Origin of the sequence: Micromonospora sp. NPDC049089, from assembly GCF_040648775.1 — a bacterium.
In the GTDB taxonomy this organism is placed as follows: Bacteria; Actinomycetota; Actinomycetes; order Mycobacteriales; family Micromonosporaceae; genus Micromonospora.
Genome location: NZ_JBEZEH010000016.1, coordinates 1 through 19,948, shown reverse-complemented (window position 1 = coordinate 19,948; position 19,948 = coordinate 1). Strand labels below are relative to the sequence as shown.

Sequence of the window (19,948 nt, the reverse complement as noted above, 5' to 3'; positions counted from 1 at the left end):
GGCGGCGGTGGGTACCCGCCACCGGCCCAACGTGAACAATCTACCGATGCTCCGTTACGAACGGTTGACCCTTACTGTACGGAGAAGAATGTCGATGGGGTAGACCAGGACAACTCGGGCGTCGCGCTGCTGATGACCGTCGCCGTGGTGCCGTTGACTACCGCCGTCGGCGCGGCCGTCGGGTCGAATGGCACGCTCCGCAGAGTGCCGTCGGTGGAGCCGTAGACGATCCGGCCGCCCACCCAGGCCATGCCCCGCACCGTGGACCAGGTCACGCCCGTGGTCGGCAGGGCGAACTCGGTGGCACCGAGGTAGTTGCCGTCGATCTCGAAGTACCGGTAGTAGAGGTTGTTGGCCCCGGTACGGGTGTAGTAGAGCCGGCCGTCGAGGAAGAAGGCACCGGTCAGCAACGCCGGGTTGTACCAGTCGTTGTAGCCGGACGCCTCCCACGGCGAGCCGATCGCGCCCCCGTTGAAGAGCGAGATGTCGATCCGACTGCCGGTGGGCGTGCCGGCCACCGTGTGCGACCAGTAGATCCGGTCGTCCACCCGCCACGTCGCGCCGGCCGCCGTGTACGTGGGCTGGCTGACGCTGGTCGCGGTGCCCAGCTCGGTGCCGTTGAACGGCACCTTCGCCACGGTGCCCGAGGCGGTGCCGACGTAGAGGTTGCCGGTGGTGGCCGACGGCGGGTTCTTCGCGGTGAAGGTGCGCCCGCCGGCGAGCGGGAACATACCGAGCCGGCCGTGGTACTCCTCGCCCATGCCATCGGAGTTGTGCCCGAAGTAGAGGCCGTCCGAGCCGCGCCAGAGCACCGGCACCGACGAACCCCAACTGCTGGTGCCCGACGGCATCGAGGCGCTGCCGCTACGGCGTGGGTTCCAGTTCACCGGCATGCCGGTCGCCGGAGTGACGGCGGCGATGCCGAGCCGGTCGATCGCGCCCGAACCCGCGTTGTCGCTGGCGTTCGGGTTGTTCAGCCAACGGAAGTGCCCGCCGAGGTAGATGACGTTGTCCGCGACCTCGACCGAGGTGATGGTGTCGTTGCCGGTGAAGTCGACCCAGGTCGCGAGCAGGCCGCTGCCCCGCGCGGCGGTCTCGAAGCGGACCAGGGCGTCGCAGTACGCGGTCGGCCAGCCGGCGCCGCCGTTGGTGCCGACCACGAACCAGCTGCCGTCCTCACCGAACTTCACGTCCTGCACGTAGTGCACGAAGGTCGTCGGCGAAGCGCACGGCGGGGTGAACTTCTCGGTGCTCCAGTCGAGCAGGGTGGGAGTCCCGGAGACGTCCACCAACGCCATCTGGTTGCGCGGCAGGTCGTTGACGAGCGTGAAGTTGCCGCCGACGACCAGGGTGCCGCCGTCCGGCGCGACGTCGATGGTCCAGACGTACGACGTGGTGCCGTGCCGTCCCACAGTGGCGTCGATGCTGAAGCTCGGGTCGATCGCGCCGGTGGTCGCGTTGAGCCGGCCCAGACCGGCGTGCGCGGTGCCGTTGAGCCAGTTGAACGCGCCGGCCACGTACAGCCAGTTGCCGTGCAGCGCCAGGTCACGGACGGTGCCGCCGTCGGAACGCCCGACCCAGCTGTCGATGATCGCGCCGGTCGACGGGTTGAGCGCCACCAGGTTCTTCCGGGAGACGCCGTTGACGTTCTTGAAGGTGCCGCCGACGATCAGCGTGCCGCCGGGGCCGGCGAGGAGCGTGTTGACCGCGCCGTCGAGCACCGGCAGGAAGGTGGTCGACATGGTGCCGGTGGTCCGGTCGTACGCGAAGAGGTAGCGCTGCGTCACCCACGCGGAACTCGCGGTCTGCCGGAGCTGGGTGAAGCTGCCGCCGACGAAGACCGTGTTGCCCACCTGCGCGAAGGCACGGGTCTCACCGTCTCGGGCGTGCGGGGTCGTGTCGGCGGGGTTCGCCGACACCAGAGTCGCCGTGGCCGGGACCGGTACCACAGCGGCCGACGCGGTCGTGGGCACGCCCAGAGCTGCGGCGATGATCGCCAACGCGACCATCCCCGCCCGAGTACGACGTCGTCCTGCAAAACGCCACAAGTGCGAGAGTTTGGGCACGCTGCGCCTCCAGATTGGATGAGAACCCGAGGTAGCGTGCCTCGTCCAGCCTGGTAAACAAAATCCGCCGATTGGGCGGTGCATGAATCCGCAAGCCGACAGAACGCCGGAGGATCGGCTGTGCGATCCCCGGCGAACGTCGTCCGGTCAGCCCATTTCGAACGTCAGCGGTTACCTCCGGTGGGTTGCCGCAGGTAGGGGTCCTGGCCGGCCTTCGCGAAGCCGGCCACCGCCGCGGCGTCGTGGTTCATCGTCATGTCGCAGGTCGACGTGCGGCTGGTCATGCCGGCCGAGTTGAAGTAGATGGCCGCCTTGATCTTCGGGTGCTCCTTCAGCGCCGCCGGGAAATCCTGGAACCAGCGCTGCTTGGCGCCCAGGTCGGCGGAGTTGAAGTTGGTGCCGAACTCGGCGAGCATCCGAGGCTTGCCCGCGCCGATGCCGTTGTCGTCCAGCCACCGGTAGAAACCGCCGACCGTCGTGCTCGGGCTCTTCCACACCGTGCTGCCGTTGCAGACGTGGAAGTTGTACGGGTCGTAGGCCACCCAGTCGACGTACCGGTCACCCGGGTACAGGCCGGCGTACCGGGAGTAGTGCCCGGACCAGCCCATCATCGTCCAGACCCAGACCGCGTTGGTCGCGCCGGCGCTGGCGAACCGCTCGTGGACGTAGCGCCAGGCCCGGACGAAATCGGCGTCGCTGCCCTTGTTCGGCTCGTCCTCCGGCTCGTGGTCGAATCCGATGAAGACCGGCACACCGGCGGCCTTGATCCGGCCCGCGACCGCGTCGATGGTGCCGTCCTGCTTGCCGCCGTAGACGTCCGACCACTTCAGGGTGGTACCTGCGGAGAAGTCCCGGGACTCCCAGGCGAAGAACATCAGCCGGCCTTCGCGCATCTGCTGCTGCTCGTACATGTCGGGGAAGGCGCCGTTACTGCCGGCGTTCGAGAAGTCGTGGTAGCGGTGCACGATGTCGAACTTGCGCCCGACCTGAGTCTCCACATCGGTGACAGCCTTGCCGTGGTCCCAGCCGCCGGCCGCACCGGCGGGCGAATACATGCCCCACCAGGCGCCACAGGACGGGACGAGCTTGTCCGAGACGGAACCACACTTGCCGGACGGAACGGTGCCGCTGGCGCTCGGGGTCGCCGTCCGGGTCGGGGCGATGGTCGGCGACGGCTTCGGCGAGGCGGTGGTCGGCGACGCGCTCGGCGACGGCGGCGGTGCCGGCCGCGTGGACGACGGCGGCGACGGCCGGGACCCGAGGTCGTAGCTGATCAGCAGGCTGGGCCGCAGGTCCGGGTTGCGATTCTCGACCGACGCCCAGTAGATCCGGCTCTCCAGGCCGCTCTGCGCCAACGAGACCGTCCAGGTGCCGTTGCCGGTGACCAGTTTGGAGACGTCCCACTCGTTGAAGCCCTTGGACACGCTGGTCACGCTGTCCAGTGCGGCACCGGCCGACGTCAGCGGCGGCCGCGACTCGCGGGCGCTCAGCGGCGAGGCGTGCGCCGTCACCGTGGCGGGGAACTGCTGCCAGGCGTGCACCCGCAGCGTCGCCCGGATGTTGACCGCGGTGGACGGCACCGTGGTCACCGCGAACTCGATGACCGCCTCGCGGCCACCGCGCGGGTTGCCGTCGCACCGCGTCGCGCAGGTGGCCAGCGTCGACTTGGCCGCGTTGTCACCGTCCTGCGACACCGCGGTGGCGGTGGTGTCGGCCGCCGCCCGGATCGACAGGTCGTCGCTGGCGAGCAGCGGCATCATCGTCGCCACGATGCCGGCCACCACCGAACCGCCGACCACGCCGATGGCAATCGCCTTACGCCGGGGCCCGGAGCGGAACCGGGCGATGCGGTGCAGTCCGTGCCTGGTCAAGGAAACTCCCTGTGTCTGCGTCCGTAACGGTGAGCAGCGTATCGATGACCAGGACATGTGGCAGGTAGGACAGTTTTCCGTAAGCGCGTCTTAACCGTCAGCTAAGGAACCGCCTCGGGGAAATCAGGGCCTCTGGCCAGGGACGCGACCGAAGCCCGCCACACACCTTGCCCGTGGAGCACGCGCGCAGTCAACGGAACCAGTGGAAAGCTGCCGCCTCCAGGACGTTGCGGCTGCCTGTTCGGTCCGTCAGCCGGCGCGAGCGGCAGTCAGCGCGGCGGCCATCGCCGCCGTCGGCGCGGTCACGCCGGTGAACTGTTCGAACTGCCCGACCGCCTGGGCCAGCAGCAGATCCAGACCGGAGACGATCCGGCAACCGGCCGCGTCGGCGGCCGTCGCCAACGGCGTCGGCCACGGGTCGTAGAGCGCGTCGAAGACCACCGCGCCCGGCCGCCAGGCCACCGCTCCGGCAAGCGGGTCGGCCACCCCCTTCGGCACCGTGGAGACGACCACGTCGGCGGTGCCGAGCCGCCGGGGCGCGTCGGCCCACGAAGCGGGTGTCAGCGCGACACCCACCGCGTCCGCCACCGGGCGCAACTCGTCGACCGCCTCGGGTCGGCGGGCCACCACCGTCACCGACGAGCAGGCCAGGTGCGCGGCGGCGGCGAGCGCGGCGCGGGCCGTCCCGCCGGCGCCGAGCACCGCCACGGCGGCACCGGCTGTCACACCGGCGTCGGTGAGCACCCGCACCATGCCGGCGACGTCGGTGTTGTCCGCGTACCAGGAGCCGTCCGGACGGCGTACCAACGTGTTGGCCGCACCGACGGCGGCGGCGACCGGCGACGCGGCGTCGGCCACGGCGAGCGCCGCCTCCTTGCCCGGCATGGTCACCGACAACCCGGCCCACTCCGGGCCCAGGCCGGCGACCAGATCCGGCAGCTCCGCCGCCGCGCACTCGATCCGGGTGTACGACCAGCCGGTCAGCCCGGCGGCGACGTAACCCGCCGTGTGGATCACCGGGGAGAGGGAGTGCGCGATCGGCTTGCCCAGCACCGCGGCCCTACGGCTCGCCTCGGTCACCCCGCACCACCCAGCGCTGCTGTCGTGTTCCGCATCACGTCTCCGTCCTCACGGACCCTCGGATCGACCCTACCCAGCAGGCAGATCGAGCCACCAGAGACCCACTGTCGAGGACCACGCCCGGAGGCGGCCAGCGCTTGACGCTCATCGATGGGAGTGAAAGCATTTCGGCGACGGTACGACCGATCTGAAAATGGGGGGGGACCCTTGAACAAACGCATTCTGCGTGCCCTGGTCGCAATTGCCGCAGCCTTCAGCCTTTCGCTGATGATCGGCGCGCCCGCCAAGGCGGACGCCGCAGCGGGCAGCTGGTCGGACAACCACGAGCTGTGCAATTCCAGCTCCTGCGTGCGCTCGGGCAACATCGTGCGGCTCTGGCAGGCCATCGTCTGGGCCGACGACCTGAGCGGCACCGTCGGCACCAGCTTCATCGACGGGGAGTTCGGCTCCAACACCGCCGCCAAGACCAGGACCTGGCAGGACGTGATGAACATCGGCATCGACGGCTCCGTCGGGCCGCAGACCTGGGGCAAGGCGTACGGCGCTGTCAACCGCAACACCGGGTTCGACACGAGCACCCAGACCGGCTACTTCTACTACGGCTACAACCGCACGTTCGGTCTGCGCAAGCAGAACAGCAATGGCGTGTGGACGTTCCTCAACCCCCGCACCGGTACGTGGACCGGCACGAGTCACTGACAATGACGCAGTAATTGCGCGTCAGGACTGAAACGTAACGGCTCCCTTCCCGGCGGCGACCACGATTGCGGTCGCAATGGGAAGGGAGCCGTTACGGCGTGATTCGGCCGGTCAGATGATGCCGGCCTCCCGAGCCTTGTTCTCATTGCGCTGGTGCTGTTCGTACGTCTCAGCGAATGCGGAGTGGCCCTTGTCGTCGATGGCCACGAAGTAGAGCCACTTGCCGGTCGGCGTGTCCATCGCGCCTTCCAGGGCCTGCTTGCCCGGGTTGTTGATCGGGGTCGGGATCATGCCCGGCAGCTTGCGGTTGTACGGGTTCTTCGGGTCGTCCAGCTCGGCCGCCGTCATCTGCTTGGACGACTTGGTCGGCTTACCGATCGACTCCAGGTAGTAGTTGACGGTGACGTCCATCTCCAGGCAGTTGCACGGGAACTCGCCGTACGCGCGGTTGTAGGCGACCCTGGCGACCTTCCCGAGGTCGTCCTTGTTGCCCGCCTCGGCCTGGGCCAGCGAGGCCACGATCAGCGCCTCGTACGGACTGACCTTGCGTTCCTCCTGCACCCGGTCGGCAAACTTCATCTCACCGGTCACCGACAGGAAACGGTTCACCATCAGCTTGAGGATGCTCTCGGCGGTGGACTTCGGCGGGATCTCGTAGGTGTCCGGGAAGAGGAAACCCTCGATGGACTTGACGCTCTTCTTGCCGTCACCGCGCGTGTACCACCAGTCCGGGACGCCCAGCCCTTCCGGGTCCTTCGCGGCGGCCTGGAAGTCCTTGACCGGGATCTTGGTCTTCTCGGAGAGCAGCTTGTAGATGTTGAAGCTCGTGCGGCCCTCGGGGATGGTCAACCCGTTGACGATCTTGTTCTTCAGGTCGAGCATCGCGGTCACGGCGTTCGCGCCGCTCATCTGCTTGCGCAGCTTGTACGTGCCCGGCTGGATGTTCTTGCTGCGCGAGTTGGCCTCGGCCGCCTCGATGAACGCCTTCTGGCTCTTGACCACGTCGGCCGCCACGAGGGCGTCGGCCATGTCGGCGAGCAGCGCGCCGCTCTTGATCTCGACGGTGATCTCACCAGCCCCGCCACCGTCGTAGTCGGGGGTGACGAAGTAGTTCTGGATACGGTCGAAGCCGTAGAACGCGCCACCGCCGATGCCGCCCAACAGGAGCAGGGCCATCAGCAGAGCCAGGAACGTCTTGCCCCGGCCGCCGCCGGACCCGCTCTTGCGCTTGCGGAAGCCGCGCCGGTGCCGACCTTTCTCCCCCCGCTCCGCATCGTCGAACCCAAGATCCAGATCGTCGATCATTACGTCCGCCTCCGCTGCGCGTCCAGCCAGCTCTGCAGGATCTCCACCGCGGCCGCCTGATCGACAACCGCACGTTGACGTTTACCTCGGACGCCACGCTCGGCAAGCCTACGAGAAGCGACCACGGTCGACATCCTCTCGTCAGTGAGCGTTACCGGGACAGGCGCTATCACATCGACCAGTCGGTCAGCGTACGCCTTCACATGGACGGCCGCAGGGCCATGCTTGCCGGCGAGATTGACCGGAAGACCGACGACAACCCCGACGGCCTCGTGCTCGGCCACCAACGCGGCCAACTCGGCGAGGTCACTCGGCACCGCGTCCGGCGCCGCCGTGAGATCGCGGGCCAGCGTGACCAGCGGCGTTGCCAAGATCCCGTCCGGATCCGAGCGGGAGATGCCCACCCGCACCTGACCAACATCCACACCGATCCGCACACCGCGCGTCAGCTCAGCCACCGACGGTCACCCCCGACCGGGTACGAACCAGGGCGGACCAATCGGCCCGCCCTGACTCACAGTGATGATCGGTCACGCTTCAGTAATCGCCTTCTCGACGGTGAGCAGCAGGTTCGGCGCCTCGGCCGCGGGCAGACCGCCGCCCTGGGCCAGATCGGGGCTGCCACCGCCGCGCCCGGAGAACGCCGCCTTCACCAGATCCGACGCGGCCAGGCCCCGGCTGCGCGCCGCCGCGTTGACCGCGACCACCAGGGACGCCTTGCCGTTCGACCGCGCCGCCACCGCGACGACCGCCGGCCGCGCCGGGTCGATCTTGCCGCGGATCTCCTGAGCCAGGGTGCGCACATCGTTACCGGCCGCGCCCTCCGGCGCCTCCGTGCCCACGTACGCGACCCCGCGCACGTCCTTGGCCTGCGCCGCGAGCGCCGCCGCGCCACCCAGCACCAACTGGGCACGCAGCTTCTCCAGCTCCTTCTCGGCGTCCCGAAGCTGGGTGACGGTCTGCTCCACCCGGTCGGCGACCTGATCGTTGGGCACCCGGTACAGCTCGGCCAACCGGGAGACCAACAGGTGCTCCTTGGCCAGGAAGCCGAAGGCGTCCATGCCGACCAGCGCCTCCACCCGGCGGACACCGGAGCCGATCGACGACTCGGAGAGGATCTTCACGAGGCCGAGTTGGGCCGAGCGGGCCACGTGCGTGCCGCCGCACAGCTCCCGGGCGTAGTCACCCACCTCGACGACCCGCACCTCCTCGCCGTACTTCTCGCCGAAGAGCGCCATCGCGCCGATGCGCCGCGCCTCCTCCAACGAGGTGATGAAGGCGTGCACCTCCAGGTCGGCCAGCAGCACCTCGTTGACCTGCTGCTCCACGTCACGCAGGACGCTCGGCGACACCCCCGTGGGGGTGTTGAAGTCGAACCGGAGCCGACCCGGGGCGTTCAGCGACCCGGCCTGCGTGGCCGACTCCCCGAGGAAATTGCGCATTGTCTGGTGCACCAGGTGCGTGGCGGTGTGCGACCGGGAGATCGCCCGACGCCGAGTCGTGTCGATCTCGGCGAAGCCGGCCTCACCGGCGCGTACCTCGCCCCGGATCACCCGAGCACGGTGCACGATCAGACCGGGCACCGGCTGCTGCACGTCGAGCACCTCGACCTGCCCGCCACCAACCGTGATCATGCCCTGGTCGGGCTGCTGCCCACCGCCCTCGGCGTAGAACGGGGTGGTGTCCAGCACCAGCTCGATGGTGTCGCCCTCGGTGGCCGCCTGGCGCGGACCGTCGGCGCCGAGCAGCGCCCGCACCGTCGACTCGCGGGACACCTCGCTGTAGCCGGTGAACGTGACCGGGCCACCCGAGTCGAGCACCGACCGGTACGCCGACAGGTCCACGTGCCCGGTCTTGCGCGCCTGCGCGTCCGCCTTCGCCCGGGTCCGCTGGTCCGCCATCAACCGGCGGAAACCCTCGTCGTCGACGGTGAGACCCTGCTCGGCCGCGATCTCCAGGGTCAGGTCGATCGGGAAGCCGTACGTGTCGTGCAGCTGGAACGCCTTCGCCCCGGACAGAGAGCTGCCACCCGCCGTGCGGGTCTCCGCGATCGCGGTGTCCAGGATCGTCGTACCCGCCCGCAGCGTGGACAGGAACGCCTCCTCCTCCGCGTACGCGTAGTCCGCGATCCGGTCGAAGTCAGTCGCCAACTCCGGGTACGACGGCGCCATGCAGTCCCGCGCCACCGGCAGCAGCTCGGGCAACGCCCGCTCCTGCCACCCCAGCAACCGGATCGACCGGATCGCCCGACGCATGATGCGCCGCAACACGTACCCACGGCCCTCGTTCGACGGGGTCACCCCGTCACCGATCAGCATCAACGCCGTCCGCACGTGATCCGCGATCACCCGCAACCGCACGTCGTCCGGGTGCGACTCACTCGCCACGTGCCCCGAGTGCGCCCCGTACCGCTTCCCGGTCAGCTCGGCCGCCCGCGCCAGGATCGGCCGGACCTCGTCGATCTCGTACAGGTTGTCCACACCCTGCAGGATCGACGCCATCCGCTCCAGGCCCATGCCCGTGTCGATGTTCTTCGCCGGCAGGTCACCCAGGATCGGGTAGTCCTCCTTGTTGGTGCCCGGCCCGCGCTCGAACTGCATGAACACGAGGTTCCAGTACTCCATGTACCGGTCCTCGTCGACCGCCGGGCCACCCTCACGCCCGTACTCCGGGCCCCGGTCGTAGAACAGCTCCGACGACGGACCACACGGCCCGGGAATGCCCATCGACCAGAAGTTGTCCGCCTTGCCCCGACGCACGATCCGCTCCGCCGGCACACCCACCGACCGCCAGATCTCGTACGCCTCGTCGTCGTCGAGGTAGATCGTCGGCCAGATCCGCTCCGGATCCAGCCCGTACCCACCCTCGGCGATCGGCTTCGTGGACAACTCCCACGCCAGCGGAATCGCACCGGCCTTGAAGTAGTCACCGAAGGAGAAGTTGCCATTCATCTGGAAGAACGTGCCATGCCGGCTCGTCTTACCGACCTCGTCGATGTCCGGCGTGCGGATGCACTTCTGCACACTCACCGCCCGCTGGTACGCGGGCGTCTGCTGACCCAGGAAGTACGGCACGAACTGCACCATGCCGGCATTGACGAACAGCAGGTTCGGATCGCTGATGGCGGGCAGCGGAGCGGACGGCACCACGGCGTGCCCATTCGCCTCGAAATGCGCGAGGTACCGCCGCTTGATCTCCGCCGTCTTCATCGCTGGTGTTCCTCCGGAAAGATTTCTCGATCGCCGATTCGCGGGTCTTCCCGCAGATCGGCGAACTTGTCGTCGAACGCCTCGCCCTGGGCGAACGCGTGGTGGATCTCCTGCTCGCGTTCGGCCATCCCGACCCGGACGTCCTCCACGAAACTACGCAGCGACTCGACGAGCCCGCCAGCGGATTCCGTCAACGAGCTGGCGATACCCGCCGGCGTGTACGCCTGCGCGGTCCGGGTCGCCTTGCGGACCACGATCACACCGACGGCCACCCCGATGCCGAGCCAGAACAAGCGCCTCATGTCCCGCTACCTCCTGGTGCGCCGGGCCGGTCAGCTGTTGCCGCGTCGCGCGGCCCGTCGCTGCTGCTTGATGGTGTCGCGTACCTCGCGCTCGGTCTCGGCGTGCCGGCGGCCGGCGGCGGCCTTCCGCACGCCGTAGCCGAACGCGGCCACCTTCACCAGGGGATTGGCGGCCGCGGCGGAGACCACGGTGGCCAGGTTGGCGACGTTGGCGGTGACGTTCTGCGCGTGGCTGGTCATGGTGTCGACCTTCGCCAGCTGGAGATTCACACCGTCGAGCGAGATCTGCACCTGCTCCAGCGCGGTGTTGACGTTCTTCACAGTGGTGTTCACGTCACCGAGCAGCGGTGCGGTCCGATCGTTCAGGTCGTTGATCATGCGGGTGGTGGCGTCAACCGTGTGCCGCAGCCGCAGGATGGGCAGCGTCAGGATGAGCACCAGCACCGCGAACGCGGATGCCGCGATCAGCGCCGCTATCGCTCCAATGTCGCCCACGCCTGTCCTCCTCAAGCAGAGTTCCGCAGGACCCGACGTCCCCGGAACGCACAACCATGCCACCCGTACCGGCCGCCGAGCCGTCGGCGCTCACCGGTAGCGGGCGTGCCCGCCAGCCCCAGACCCTACCGTCCGTGATGGAGACCGGCTCAGGACGGTGAGGGTGTCAGCTCACCCAGCGGATCCGCACTGACCGTCGGGAACGGATCCTCACCGGTCAGTGACGGGTCGGTGGTCGGCTGCGGCCTGGTCCGCTCGTCGTCGATCGCATTGCGCACCTTCACCGACACCAACGAGCCGGTGCACTCAGTCGCAGCGGCCGACGGGTCGCCGGACGGCACGGTCGCCGGCTCGCCGTCCACCGGCGGCGGCACACAGGTCGGCTCGCGTACCCACAGGTCGAGGGTCAACTCGTCGCGACGCCAGCAGGTGTAGCTGCCCTTCGTCTCCTGCTCCGGGCAGCGGCTCACCTTCCACGGCTGCCACCCGTCCCGCCGCAGCGCGTCCTCGTAGACCTGTGCCGTCTCCTTGGGCGCCTTCTCCGAGGTCACGGTGCGCTCACGCAGCCGGCAGTCGAGCAGGCACCAGCGGCTGCCGCTGACGTCGTCGACCGTCTTCGCGGCCGCCCAGGCGGGCACGCCGAGCTGGTCCAGGTTGTCGAAGACCGGGTCACGGCTCAGCGTCCGGAGCCCGAAGAAGAGCGGCACCGCGCCGAGCAGCACGACGCTGACCAGCACCAACACCGCCGCACGCAGGCGACGTCGTTCACGGGTCTGTCGGCGTTCCTCGGAACGGGCATTCGGTGCGGCGTCGTCGTCCGGCGCGTCCTGACCGGCCGAGCGCAGCGCCGGCCCGTCGGAGGGCTCCGGTTCCGGCCGGTCCACCGGGCCGGCCGCGGCGGGCACCGCGGCGGCGGCGCGGGCCACGCCGACTGGCTCGCCGGCGCGTCCGGGCGGCGGCACGGGCGCGACACCGCTCGGCTCGGCACGGCCGGGCTCCCGGTTCGGCGGCAGGGCGCGGCCGGCGGCGCGGTCGGCCGGCATGGGTCGCCCGGCCGGCGCAGCACCACGGGCCGGGCCGGGCTCACCGGGCCGGCCGTCGGCTGGCGGCTGCCCGCCGGGTGGGCGGACAGCGGCACGAGCCGGACCATCTGGACGGGTACGCGGCGGACCGTCCACACCCGGCGGCACGGCGGCACGAGCCGGACCATCCGGACGGGTCGCGTCCGGGGGTGCCGCATCGCCACCCGGGCCGGGACGCGGTGGGCCGTCGGCGCCACGGCGCCCGGTGCCGGGTGCCGGCGCGTCGCCCGGAACGGGGCGGGCCCGCCCGGGTGGGACGGAGCGGGCAGCGCCCCGAGCAGCGGGACCGACGCCGGGTCGACCGCCGGCGTAGGGGTCGTCGCCACTGTCGCTCGCTGTCCCCGGTCGACCGGGGACAGCCGTACCGTCAGGGCCGGGCTCGGCCGGTCCACGTCGTCGTCGGCCGGTCGGATCCGGGGCGGGCGGTGCGTCCGGGCCGGGCCCCGCCACGGCACGGCCGCGCCGAACAGTGGGGTCCGGAGTGGGGGGCACCGCCGCAGCGCCCCGCCCACGGGCGGGCCGGTCACCGGGCGGCGAGGGGTAGGTCAGGGCCTGCTCTCCGGTGGATCCCGACCCGTCGGGCCGGACGGCGCGACGACCGGTCGGTGCGTCCGCGCCGGGGTCGACCGGCGGGCCGGCAGGCCGGCGGGCGGCGGTGTGTTCCGCGGCCGGGTCGGGCACGGCGAGCCGACCGGACGCCTGGTCGGTGAGGTCTACCGGCCCGGTGGGCGGCGCCGGACGGCGTCCCCCGGCCGGCGGACTGCCGTCTCGACGGTTGACCACTCGGAGGGCCGGGTCGGTGTGTGGCAGGCGGCCGGCCTGGCGCAGCCAGTCCGCTGGCCGCTCCGGGCGGTCCGGCCGGTCCGGGCGGGGTTCGCCGCTGGGCGGCGTTCGGCGTTCCGGTTCATCGGAGACGACCCGGCGGCGACCGGTGCCGTCGGCGGGGCCGGTGGTGGGCAGGGCGCCACTGTGCGCGCCGGTCGCCTCGGGCACCGACGACGCGTTCCCCGAGCGGGGCACGGGTGGCGCGTTCCCCGAGCGGGGCACGACCGGCTCGTCGGGTTCCGCGGCGCGGCGACGCCCGCCGGCTGTCGGACGGGCGCCCTCGGACGCGCGCCCGGCGGGTTCGGGTGCTCCGGGGTCGGCCGGGCCCGGACGACGCCGGGCGGTACGCGGGTCACGGTCGATGGCGGGGTCGGGCCGCAGGCCGTCCGCTGCCGACGGCACGACGTCAGCCGGCGCACCGTCGAAGCGGGCCGGCCCGGGGGCGGCGGGAGCCCCGGCGACCTGCGTCGGGTCGGGTGCCGAGCCGGCGGCGCGGCGACCGGCGGGCGGGCCGCCGGCGGGAGGCCGGGCACGGCCGGGTTCGACCGGTTGCTCCGGGCCGGGTCGGCGGACCGGCGGACCGGCGTCCGGACGGCGCAGCGGCGGCATGGAGTCGGGTTGACCGCCGGGTGCGGCGGGGTCCTGATGACGGCCCGGCGGAACAACGGCGTCCGGACGACGGGCCGGCGAAGCGGCGGCGTCCGGGCGACGACCGGCCGGGGGGCCCGAGGTCGGTGGGCCCACGGGTGGGCCGGGAGGGGCGGCCGCACCGCGCGGACGGGCCGGGCCGCCGGGCGCGTCGGGTGCCGGACGAGGCCCCGCCGGGCCGGCCGGGTCACCCCCGCCCGGGCGAGCGGGGGGCGGGGACTGTGGTACGGCAGCGCGGGCGCCGGGCACCGGCTGAACGCCTCGGCGTGGCGGCTGCCCGGCTGCGGGGCCGGCTGCGGGCGGCCGGTTGTCCGGGCGACGACCCGCTGGCGGCGTCTCCCCGGGCCAGGGCCCGTCGACCGGTCGACGGCCGGCGGCACCGCCCGGTTCACTCTGACGCGGAGCCGGCGGCGCCGAGGGCTCCGGCGCACTGCCGCGCGCACCGGGCGGCTCTCCCGCCGTACGCGGGGCGGCGGGTTGTGCCGGAGGCCCGGCCGGGTCTGCCGGCGGCATACCCCCGCGGGGCCGGTTCGGCTCCGCCGGAGCGCCGTCCGGGCCCAGCTCGGTGCGTTGCTGCTTGGCCGAACGAAGATCGTCGATCCAGCCGAACTCCTCGCCGGCGACCGGCTCCTCCGGCTCGGGCTCAGCAGCCCGGCCGCGACCCCAACGGCGGGTCTTGGCGCGGGGATCGCGCCGCTCGTCCGGGCCCTCGTCCGGGCGGTCCCCACCACGCGATCTCACTGTTGACCCTCTCCTGCGGCGTCGGTGCCGCTGTCCTGCATCGTGCCGGGGGCATCCGTGCCCGTCGTCGGACGGGCGGCCCCCGGGGATAGCGCTGGCGCGGTCTGCGCCGTTACGGACGGCTCGGATGTCGGCGTCTGCGGGCGCACGGCCGGAGCCGGCAGACCACGCACGATCCGGCGCAGCAGCGGCAACCTGGTGGCCACCGCCCGCTCCGCGCCGTGCGGGCTGGGCTGGTAGTAGTCGGTGCCCACCAGGTCGTCCGGGACGTACTGCTGGGTGACCACGCCGCGCTGGTCGTCGTGCGGGTAGCGGTAGCCGGTTCCGTGGCCCAGCCCTCGGGCGCCGGAGTAGTGCGCGTCGCGCAGCCCTCGCGGCACCGGGCCACCGCGACCGGCCCGGACGTCGGCGATGGCGGCGCCGATGGCGGTGGTGGCCGAGTTCGACTTCGGCGCGGTGGCCAGGTGGATCACCGCTTGGGCGAGGTTGAGCTGTGCTTCGGGCAACCCGACGTACTCGACCGCGTGCGCGGCGGCCGTCGCCACGCTCAGCGCACCGGGGTCGGCCATGCCCACGTCCTCGCTGGCGAAGATGACCAGGCGACGGGCGATGAATCGGGCGTCCTCACCGGCGACCAGCATGCGGGCCAGCCAGTGCACCGCAGCGTCCACGTCCGAGCCGCGCATGCTCTTGATGAAGGCGCTGACCACGTCGTAGTGGGCGTCGCCGTCGCGGTCGTAGCGCACCGCCGCCACGTCGACGGCCTGCTCGGCGGTGGCGAGGTCGATCCGCCCGCCGCCGAGGGCCGTCGCGGAGGCGGCCGCCGCCTCCAGGGCGGTGAGTGCCTTACGGACGTCACCGGCGGCCAGCCGGACCAGGTGATCCTCGGCCTCGGTGGTCAGCACCAGCGCGCCGTCCAGGCCACGCTTGTCGGCGACCGCGCGGCGCAGCAGGCCCCGCACCGCCTCGTCGTCCAACGGTTGGAGGGTGAGCAGCACGCACCGCGACAGCAGCGGTGAGATGACCGAGAAGTACGGGTTCTCGGTGGTCGCCGCCAGCAGGGTGACAGTGCGGTCCTCGACGGCGGCGAGCAGCGAATCCTGTTGGGTCTTGCTGAAGCGGTGCACCTCGTCGATGAAGAGCACGGTCTGCGGGCCACCGGAACGACGCTGGCGGCGAGCCGCCTCGATCACCGCCCTTACGTCCTTCACGCCGGCGGAGAGCGCCGACATGGCGACGAAGCGGCGGTCGGTGGCCCCGGCCACCAGGTGCGCGATCGTGGTCTTGCCGCTGCCCGGCGGGCCCCAGAGGATCACCGACATCGGAGCCCCGCCGGAGACCAGTTGCCGCAGGGGTGCGCCGGGAGCGAGCAGGTGCTCCTGCCCGACCAACTCGTCGAGGGTCACCGGGCGCATCCGGACGGGCAGGGGCGAATCGTCGGCCACCGCGGTGAAGCCGTCGACACCGGCGGGACCGTCGGGCGCGCTGCGCGACCCGGCGGGTTCACCGAGGGAGAAGAGGGCGTCGGACTCCATCACGAAGACAGTACCGGGCCGGGCCCACGACGCCGGAATCGCGCCGCGGGCCCGCCACCGGTGATCGGTTCCGGTCAGCCACGCCCGGGGCGACGGCCCCGGTACCAGCGGCCGCCGCCACCGCCGCGCGGGCCGCTGCCCACGCCGGCCAGGTAGAGCGAGAGCAGAAGCAGCCCGATGAGTACGAGGGTGTTCCAGTTGAACAGGTCCGGCGCTCCGAAGTCGGTGCCGAGCAGGTCGAGCAGCAGAGCAAAGCCAAAGACGATGGCCGCGAGAATGGCGAGCATGTCGGTCCTCCGGTGGGGGTTCCCAGTAGGTCGGCGCGTGATGTACCCAATCGGTCGACTCGCCAATCTCCACGGTGGAGGTGGCCACGCCGCGACGGCCCGGCGGAGGCATTCGACCCCCGGCTCCTAGGCTGGACCACATGATCACCGACGACCAGGTGCTCCAGGACCGGAGCGCCGTCCTGGCCGCCGTCGGGCACCACCCGTTCGCCCGGCACGCCCTCGGACGGGCCGGGCCGGTGCACGCGTACCAGCGTGGCGGTGCCGTGCTGTGGGTGGTGCCGCCGGGACACGGGCCGGCCGGCTGCGCGATCGGCCCGGCCGAGCCGGCGCTGGAGATCTGTGTCGCCCTCGCCGCCGACGGGATGTTCCAGTCCGGACAGCACCTGCACCTGCCTCGACACGATCGCGGTCTGCTGGTCGACCGGCTGGCGGTGACCGAACACAGCGACTGGGACTTCCACTGGACCGACACGGCGCCGCCGGCGCAGCCGGACGAACAACCAGTGGTCCGCCTCACCGCCGCCGACCAGCCGGCGCTGGCGGCACTGGTCGAAGAGTCGTTCCCCACCAGCACCTCGCGGCCGGGCGACCCACGGGTGGTCGACTGGTACGGCATTTGGGCCGACAACCGGTTGGTGGCGTGCGGCGCGGACCGCAGCCAGGGGGACATCGGCTTCCTGGCCGGCCTGACCGTCGCCCCCGACCAACGTGGTCGGGGGCTGGGCGCGTCCCTGACCGCCGGGATGACCCGGGCGCTGCTGGCACGTCACGACCTGGTCGGGCTCGGCGTCTACACGCACAACGTCGGTGCGGGGAGGCTCTACCGTCGGCTCGGCTACACCAACACCCTCCCGCTCAGCTCGATCCGCCTCGCCTGACCGGCCCGCCGTCCGGCCAGGCGAGGGGGCTATCGCCAACGGTCGGTGGCGGGCACAGGGACCGCGGTCGGCTCGCCGGCCGGGGCGGCCCGACGGCCGGCCAGCCAGGCGGGCAGGTAGAGCGGGGCGGCGACGGCCAACACCACAGCGCCGACCACCATCGCGGTGCTGACGCTGGTGGCGGCGGCGAGCGCGGTGAGCACCACCCCGCCGAGCGCACCGGCCGGTTGCCCCATCATCGAGTTCAGCGAGAGCACGCTGGTCCGGTACGGGCCGTCGACCTGCCGGTGCAGCAGCCCACTGTGCAACGGGTTGGACGCGCCGTGCACCGCGTAGCAGGCGAGGTAGGCCACCAGCACGCCGACCGGCCCGGCGAACAACCCCATCCCGACCACAGTCACGCCCTGCAGGACGCGGAGCAGGGCCGCACCCGGAGCGGCGCCGAACCAGCGCAGCAGCAGTGGGGTCAGTGCCGCGCCGGCGGCCGAGGCGAGCCAGGCGGCCGAGTTCGCCGGCCCGAGCAGCACCGCGGCGCGTTCCGGATCACCGATCACCTCGGCGAGTCGGACCGGCAGCAGCGACTCGAAGGTGACCATGCCGAAGCCCCAGAACAGCTCGACGGCCACCAACGCCAGCAGCACCCGGGAACGACGCAGCAGCCCGACGGCCTGACTGATCATCCGGGGCGCCTGCACCACCGAGGCGCGCAGCGCCGCGACCCCGGTGGCTGGCCGCTCCTCGACCAGCAGCACCACGAGCGCGACGAGCGCCGCCGCCTGCGCCACGATGGCGGCCAACACGGGCACCGTGAGCGCGCTGACCGGCCCGATCGGGCCGAGTGCGATGAGACCACCGCTGACCAGCGCGCCTCCGCCGATGGCGCCGCCGACGACGGTGCCGGCGTAGCCCAGGCCACGCTCGTACTCGGCCTCCGGGTCGGCGGCCAGCGTGGCGTCGACGTACCAGGACTCCAACGGGCCGCTGTCCAACGCCCGGTAGATGCCCTGCAGAGCCCAGACCACGAAGAACAGCCAGAACGAGTCGGCCACCGCGAACAGGGCCAGCGAGGCGAGATTGAGCACGCCGGCGGCGAGCAGCACCGGTCGACGACCGAGCGCGTCGGCCAGCCCACCGGTGGGCAGCTCCAGTGCCAGCACCAGCAGCCCCTGCGCCGTGCCGACCAGGCCGATCTGCGGCAGCGACAGGCCGCGCTCCTGCATCAGCAGGATCATCACCGGGATCATCAGACCCGTGGGCAGCCAGCGCAGGCCGTAGAGCGTGAGGTAACGACGCCGAACCTGACGTACGGTCAACGTGCTCACAGTGCCTCCTCGATTCGCGGCTGCTGGGCCGGCCCGACCTGCGCGCTGCTCGCGTTCACCATCGCTGGTCCAGACGCGGGAAACCGGCCAGGAAGACGTGCACGGGCTTGACGTCCGGGGCGTCGCGGACGGCTTCGTCGCGGTAGCGAAGGAGCACCGCCAACAGGTCGTCGTTGAGCGCACGCAGTCGGGCAGGGTCGAGCGGCAGCACCATGTCGCCCATCCCCGCGGCGTCGCGCCAGGCGGAAGACTGAGTGTGCTCGACGGCCATCCACCGCTCGGCCAGCTCACCCATCAGCCGCACCTGGTCGGCCTGGATCCACTGCACCGCGGCGCGGGCGTCCGGGTCGTCGTCGAAGTCGGTGGGCTCGAAGTGGCTCATGTCGTGCGCGGCCTGCCACCATCGCTGCCGACCGGCGCCCCGGTCCGGATCCTCGGCCACCAGCCCCACCTCGGCGAGTTGCCGCAGGTGGTAGCTGGTCGCGCCGGTGTTGGTGCCCAGTTTCTCGGCGAGGGCCGTCGCGGTGGCCGGGCCGTCGATGCGCAGCGAGCCGAGCAGCCGCATCCGTAGCGGGTGAGCCAGCACCCGAACCTGCCGCGCGTCCAGATCGACGCGGCGGTGCTCGCTGTGCTCGGCGGGTGGGGAACTCTCCATGAGTGCACACTATCTCTGCACACTTCTTATGCACAAGAGTTGTGCATAAGAAGTGTGCACAGGTGCTGGGTCGGCGGGAGTGCCGTTCTCAGACGCCAGGAGTTCGCGCACCCCGCGCAGCCGGGTTCGCAGCAGGCCGGTCGCGCGAGAGGAGTCCAGGCGGACATCCAGCGGTCGGACCACACCGGTGGCCGCGCTGGTGGCGGTCTTCAACCCGGCCGCGTCCAGGCCGTCCCGGCCGGCGACCAGCAGACCCAGCTCGGCCCGGCTCACCGCGTCGGGACCGGCCACGTTGAGCACACCGGCGTACGACGAGACGACCAACTCCAGCACGGCGTCGGCGAGGTCGGTCACGTCGACCGGGCAGCGCAGCTCGTCGCTGAACAGGGTGGCCCGGCCGGCGAGCGCGTCCCGGCAGAGCTGGATCTGTTTGCTGCCCTCCCCCAGGATCAGCGAGGTGCGAACCACCGCCGCGCTGGGGTCGATCGCCCGCACAGCGGTCTCGGCGGCGGCCTTCGCGGCACCGTACGCGTGCACCGGGGTGGGCGGATCGTCGTCGGCGTACGGAGTGGGACGGCCGGCATGCAGCGCGTCGCTGGACACGTGCACCAGCCGGGCGCCCGCCTCGGCGGCGGCGACCGCCACGTTCGCTGCCCCGTCGGCGGTGACCGCCCAGTCGTCGTACCGGTAGGGGGTCCCGACCACGGCGTCCGGGCGCACCTCGGCGACCAGCGCGCGCACCGCGGCCAGATCGGTCACGTCCAGCCGCCGTGCTGCGACTCCCGGCACGGCGATCTCACCGCCGTGGAACGTACCGACGACCGTGAACCCGGCGTCGAGGCCCCGCCGACACACCTCTCGCCCCAGAAACCCACTGCCCCCGACGACAAGCAACCGCATCTGAACCCACTCCCCCACCGACGATCAAGAGGTTTGCGTCATCTC

Annotated in this window: 16 protein-coding genes; 2 read left to right on the top strand and 14 right to left on the bottom strand. The window is 71.6% G+C overall.

Features of this window, described 5'->3' with window-relative positions:
• Positions 1-71 precede the first annotated feature (71 nt).
• The 3 genes from AB0B48_RS05230 to AB0B48_RS05220 form a co-directional block, all read right to left on the bottom strand.
• Positions 72-2,009: a hypothetical protein gene (locus AB0B48_RS05230; protein ID WP_357196168.1), complete on the bottom strand. Its 1,938-nt coding sequence runs from the start codon at positions 2,007-2,009 to the stop codon at positions 72-74.
• Between the two features lie 221 nt (positions 2,010-2,230).
• Positions 2,231-3,937 carry a glycoside hydrolase gene (locus tag AB0B48_RS05225; protein WP_357196165.1) on the bottom strand — a complete coding sequence of 569 codons (1,707 nt, stop codon included), beginning with the start codon at positions 3,935-3,937 and terminating at the stop codon, positions 2,231-2,233.
• Between the two features lie 249 nt (positions 3,938-4,186).
• Positions 4,187-5,017 carry a shikimate dehydrogenase gene (locus AB0B48_RS05220; protein ID WP_357196162.1) on the bottom strand — a complete coding sequence of 277 codons (831 nt, stop codon included), beginning with the start codon at positions 5,015-5,017 and terminating at the stop codon, positions 4,187-4,189.
• A gap of 267 nt (positions 5,018-5,284) precedes the next feature.
• Here AB0B48_RS05220 and AB0B48_RS05215 point away from each other — a divergent pair, with 267 nt between their 5' ends.
• On the top strand, positions 5,285-5,716 hold the full coding sequence (locus AB0B48_RS05215) for a peptidoglycan-binding protein (RefSeq protein ID WP_357196159.1): 432 nt from the start codon (positions 5,285-5,287) through the stop codon (positions 5,714-5,716).
• Positions 5,717-5,827: 111 nt separating this feature from the next.
• Here the strand turns inward: AB0B48_RS05215 and mltG are convergent, their stop codons facing one another.
• From mltG to AB0B48_RS05175, 8 genes are all read right to left on the bottom strand, one after another.
• The gene (gene mltG, locus AB0B48_RS05210; protein WP_357196156.1) at positions 5,828-7,021 is read right to left on the bottom strand and encodes an endolytic transglycosylase MltG; all 1,194 of its coding nucleotides are present in this window, start codon (positions 7,019-7,021) and stop codon (positions 5,828-5,830) included.
• A complete protein-coding gene (gene ruvX / locus AB0B48_RS05205) occupies positions 7,021-7,479 on the bottom strand; it encodes a Holliday junction resolvase RuvX (RefSeq protein WP_184184558.1) in 459 nt (152 codons plus the stop codon). The genes mltG and ruvX overlap by 1 nt, the downstream gene beginning before the upstream one ends.
• A 72-nt stretch (positions 7,480-7,551) precedes the next feature.
• Positions 7,552-10,230 carry an alanine--tRNA ligase gene (alaS, locus tag AB0B48_RS05200; protein WP_357196151.1) on the bottom strand — a complete coding sequence of 893 codons (2,679 nt, stop codon included), beginning with the start codon at positions 10,228-10,230 and terminating at the stop codon, positions 7,552-7,554.
• Positions 10,227-10,532: a hypothetical protein gene (locus AB0B48_RS05195; RefSeq protein WP_091401860.1), complete on the bottom strand. Its 306-nt coding sequence runs from the start codon at positions 10,530-10,532 to the stop codon at positions 10,227-10,229. The genes alaS and AB0B48_RS05195 overlap by 4 nt, the downstream gene beginning before the upstream one ends.
• A 30-nt stretch (positions 10,533-10,562) precedes the next feature.
• Positions 10,563-11,027 (bottom strand): DUF948 domain-containing protein, encoded by a 465-nt coding sequence (locus AB0B48_RS05190; RefSeq protein ID WP_124823092.1) that lies wholly within the window; start codon positions 11,025-11,027, stop codon positions 10,563-10,565.
• A 149-nt stretch (positions 11,028-11,176) separates the two neighbouring features.
• Complete coding sequence (locus AB0B48_RS05185) at positions 11,177-11,872, bottom strand: hypothetical protein (RefSeq protein WP_357196234.1); 696 nt, start codon at positions 11,870-11,872, stop codon at positions 11,177-11,179.
• Between the two features lie 2,447 nt (positions 11,873-14,319).
• Positions 14,320-15,858 (bottom strand): replication-associated recombination protein A, encoded by a 1,539-nt coding sequence (locus AB0B48_RS05180; protein WP_357196148.1) that lies wholly within the window; start codon positions 15,856-15,858, stop codon positions 14,320-14,322.
• Between the two features lie 74 nt (positions 15,859-15,932).
• The gene (locus tag AB0B48_RS05175; protein ID WP_124855015.1) at positions 15,933-16,145 is read right to left on the bottom strand and encodes a hypothetical protein; all 213 of its coding nucleotides are present in this window, start codon (positions 16,143-16,145) and stop codon (positions 15,933-15,935) included.
• Positions 16,146-16,285: 140 nt separating this feature from the next.
• Between AB0B48_RS05175 and AB0B48_RS05170 the strand changes: the two genes are divergently transcribed.
• Positions 16,286-17,026, top strand: coding sequence for a GNAT family N-acetyltransferase (locus tag AB0B48_RS05170; RefSeq protein WP_357196144.1), 741 nt, complete (start codon positions 16,286-16,288; stop codon positions 17,024-17,026).
• A gap of 29 nt (positions 17,027-17,055) precedes the next feature.
• Here AB0B48_RS05170 and AB0B48_RS05165 read toward each other — a convergent pair whose 3' ends face one another.
• The 3 genes from AB0B48_RS05165 to AB0B48_RS05155 are packed head-to-tail and all read right to left on the bottom strand — an operon-like array spanning position 17,056 to position 19,903.
• Positions 17,056-18,348, bottom strand: a complete 1,293-nt coding sequence (locus tag AB0B48_RS05165; protein WP_357196141.1) for an MFS transporter — start codon at positions 18,346-18,348, stop codon at positions 17,056-17,058.
• Positions 18,349-18,403: 55 nt separating this feature from the next.
• Entirely contained in the window at positions 18,404-19,003 is a 600-nt protein-coding gene (locus tag AB0B48_RS05160; RefSeq protein ID WP_357196138.1) for a helix-turn-helix domain-containing protein, read from the bottom strand.
• A gap of 9 nt (positions 19,004-19,012) precedes the next feature.
• Positions 19,013-19,903: a sugar nucleotide-binding protein gene (locus tag AB0B48_RS05155; protein ID WP_357196136.1), complete on the bottom strand. Its 891-nt coding sequence runs from the start codon at positions 19,901-19,903 to the stop codon at positions 19,013-19,015.
• Positions 19,904-19,948: the final 45 nt, after the last annotated feature.

Coding starts and splice junctions, on each gene's coding strand:
- AB0B48_RS05175 (WP_124855015.1), bottom strand. CDS start 16,145: ATGCTCGCCATTCTCGCGGCCATCGTCTTTGGCTTTGCTCTGCTGCTC.
- AB0B48_RS05160 (WP_357196138.1), bottom strand. CDS start 19,003: ATGGAGAGTTCCCCACCCGCCGAGCACAGCGAGCACCGCCGCGTCGAT.
- AB0B48_RS05230 (WP_357196168.1), bottom strand. CDS start 2,009: ATGGTCGCGTTGGCGATCATCGCCGCAGCTCTGGGCGTGCCCACGACC.
- AB0B48_RS05180 (WP_357196148.1), bottom strand. CDS start 15,858: ATGGAGTCCGACGCCCTCTTCTCCCTCGGTGAACCCGCCGGGTCGCGC.
- AB0B48_RS05155 (WP_357196136.1), bottom strand. CDS start 19,903: ATGCGGTTGCTTGTCGTCGGGGGCAGTGGGTTTCTGGGGCGAGAGGTG.
- AB0B48_RS05195 (WP_091401860.1), bottom strand. CDS start 10,532: ATGAGGCGCTTGTTCTGGCTCGGCATCGGGGTGGCCGTCGGTGTGATC.
- AB0B48_RS05170 (WP_357196144.1), top strand. CDS start 16,286: ATGATCACCGACGACCAGGTGCTCCAGGACCGGAGCGCCGTCCTGGCC.
- mltG (WP_357196156.1), bottom strand. CDS start 7,021: ATGATCGACGATCTGGATCTTGGGTTCGACGATGCGGAGCGGGGGGAG.
- AB0B48_RS05215 (WP_357196159.1), top strand. CDS start 5,285: ATGATCGGCGCGCCCGCCAAGGCGGACGCCGCAGCGGGCAGCTGGTCG.
- alaS (WP_357196151.1), bottom strand. CDS start 10,230: ATGAAGACGGCGGAGATCAAGCGGCGGTACCTCGCGCATTTCGAGGCG.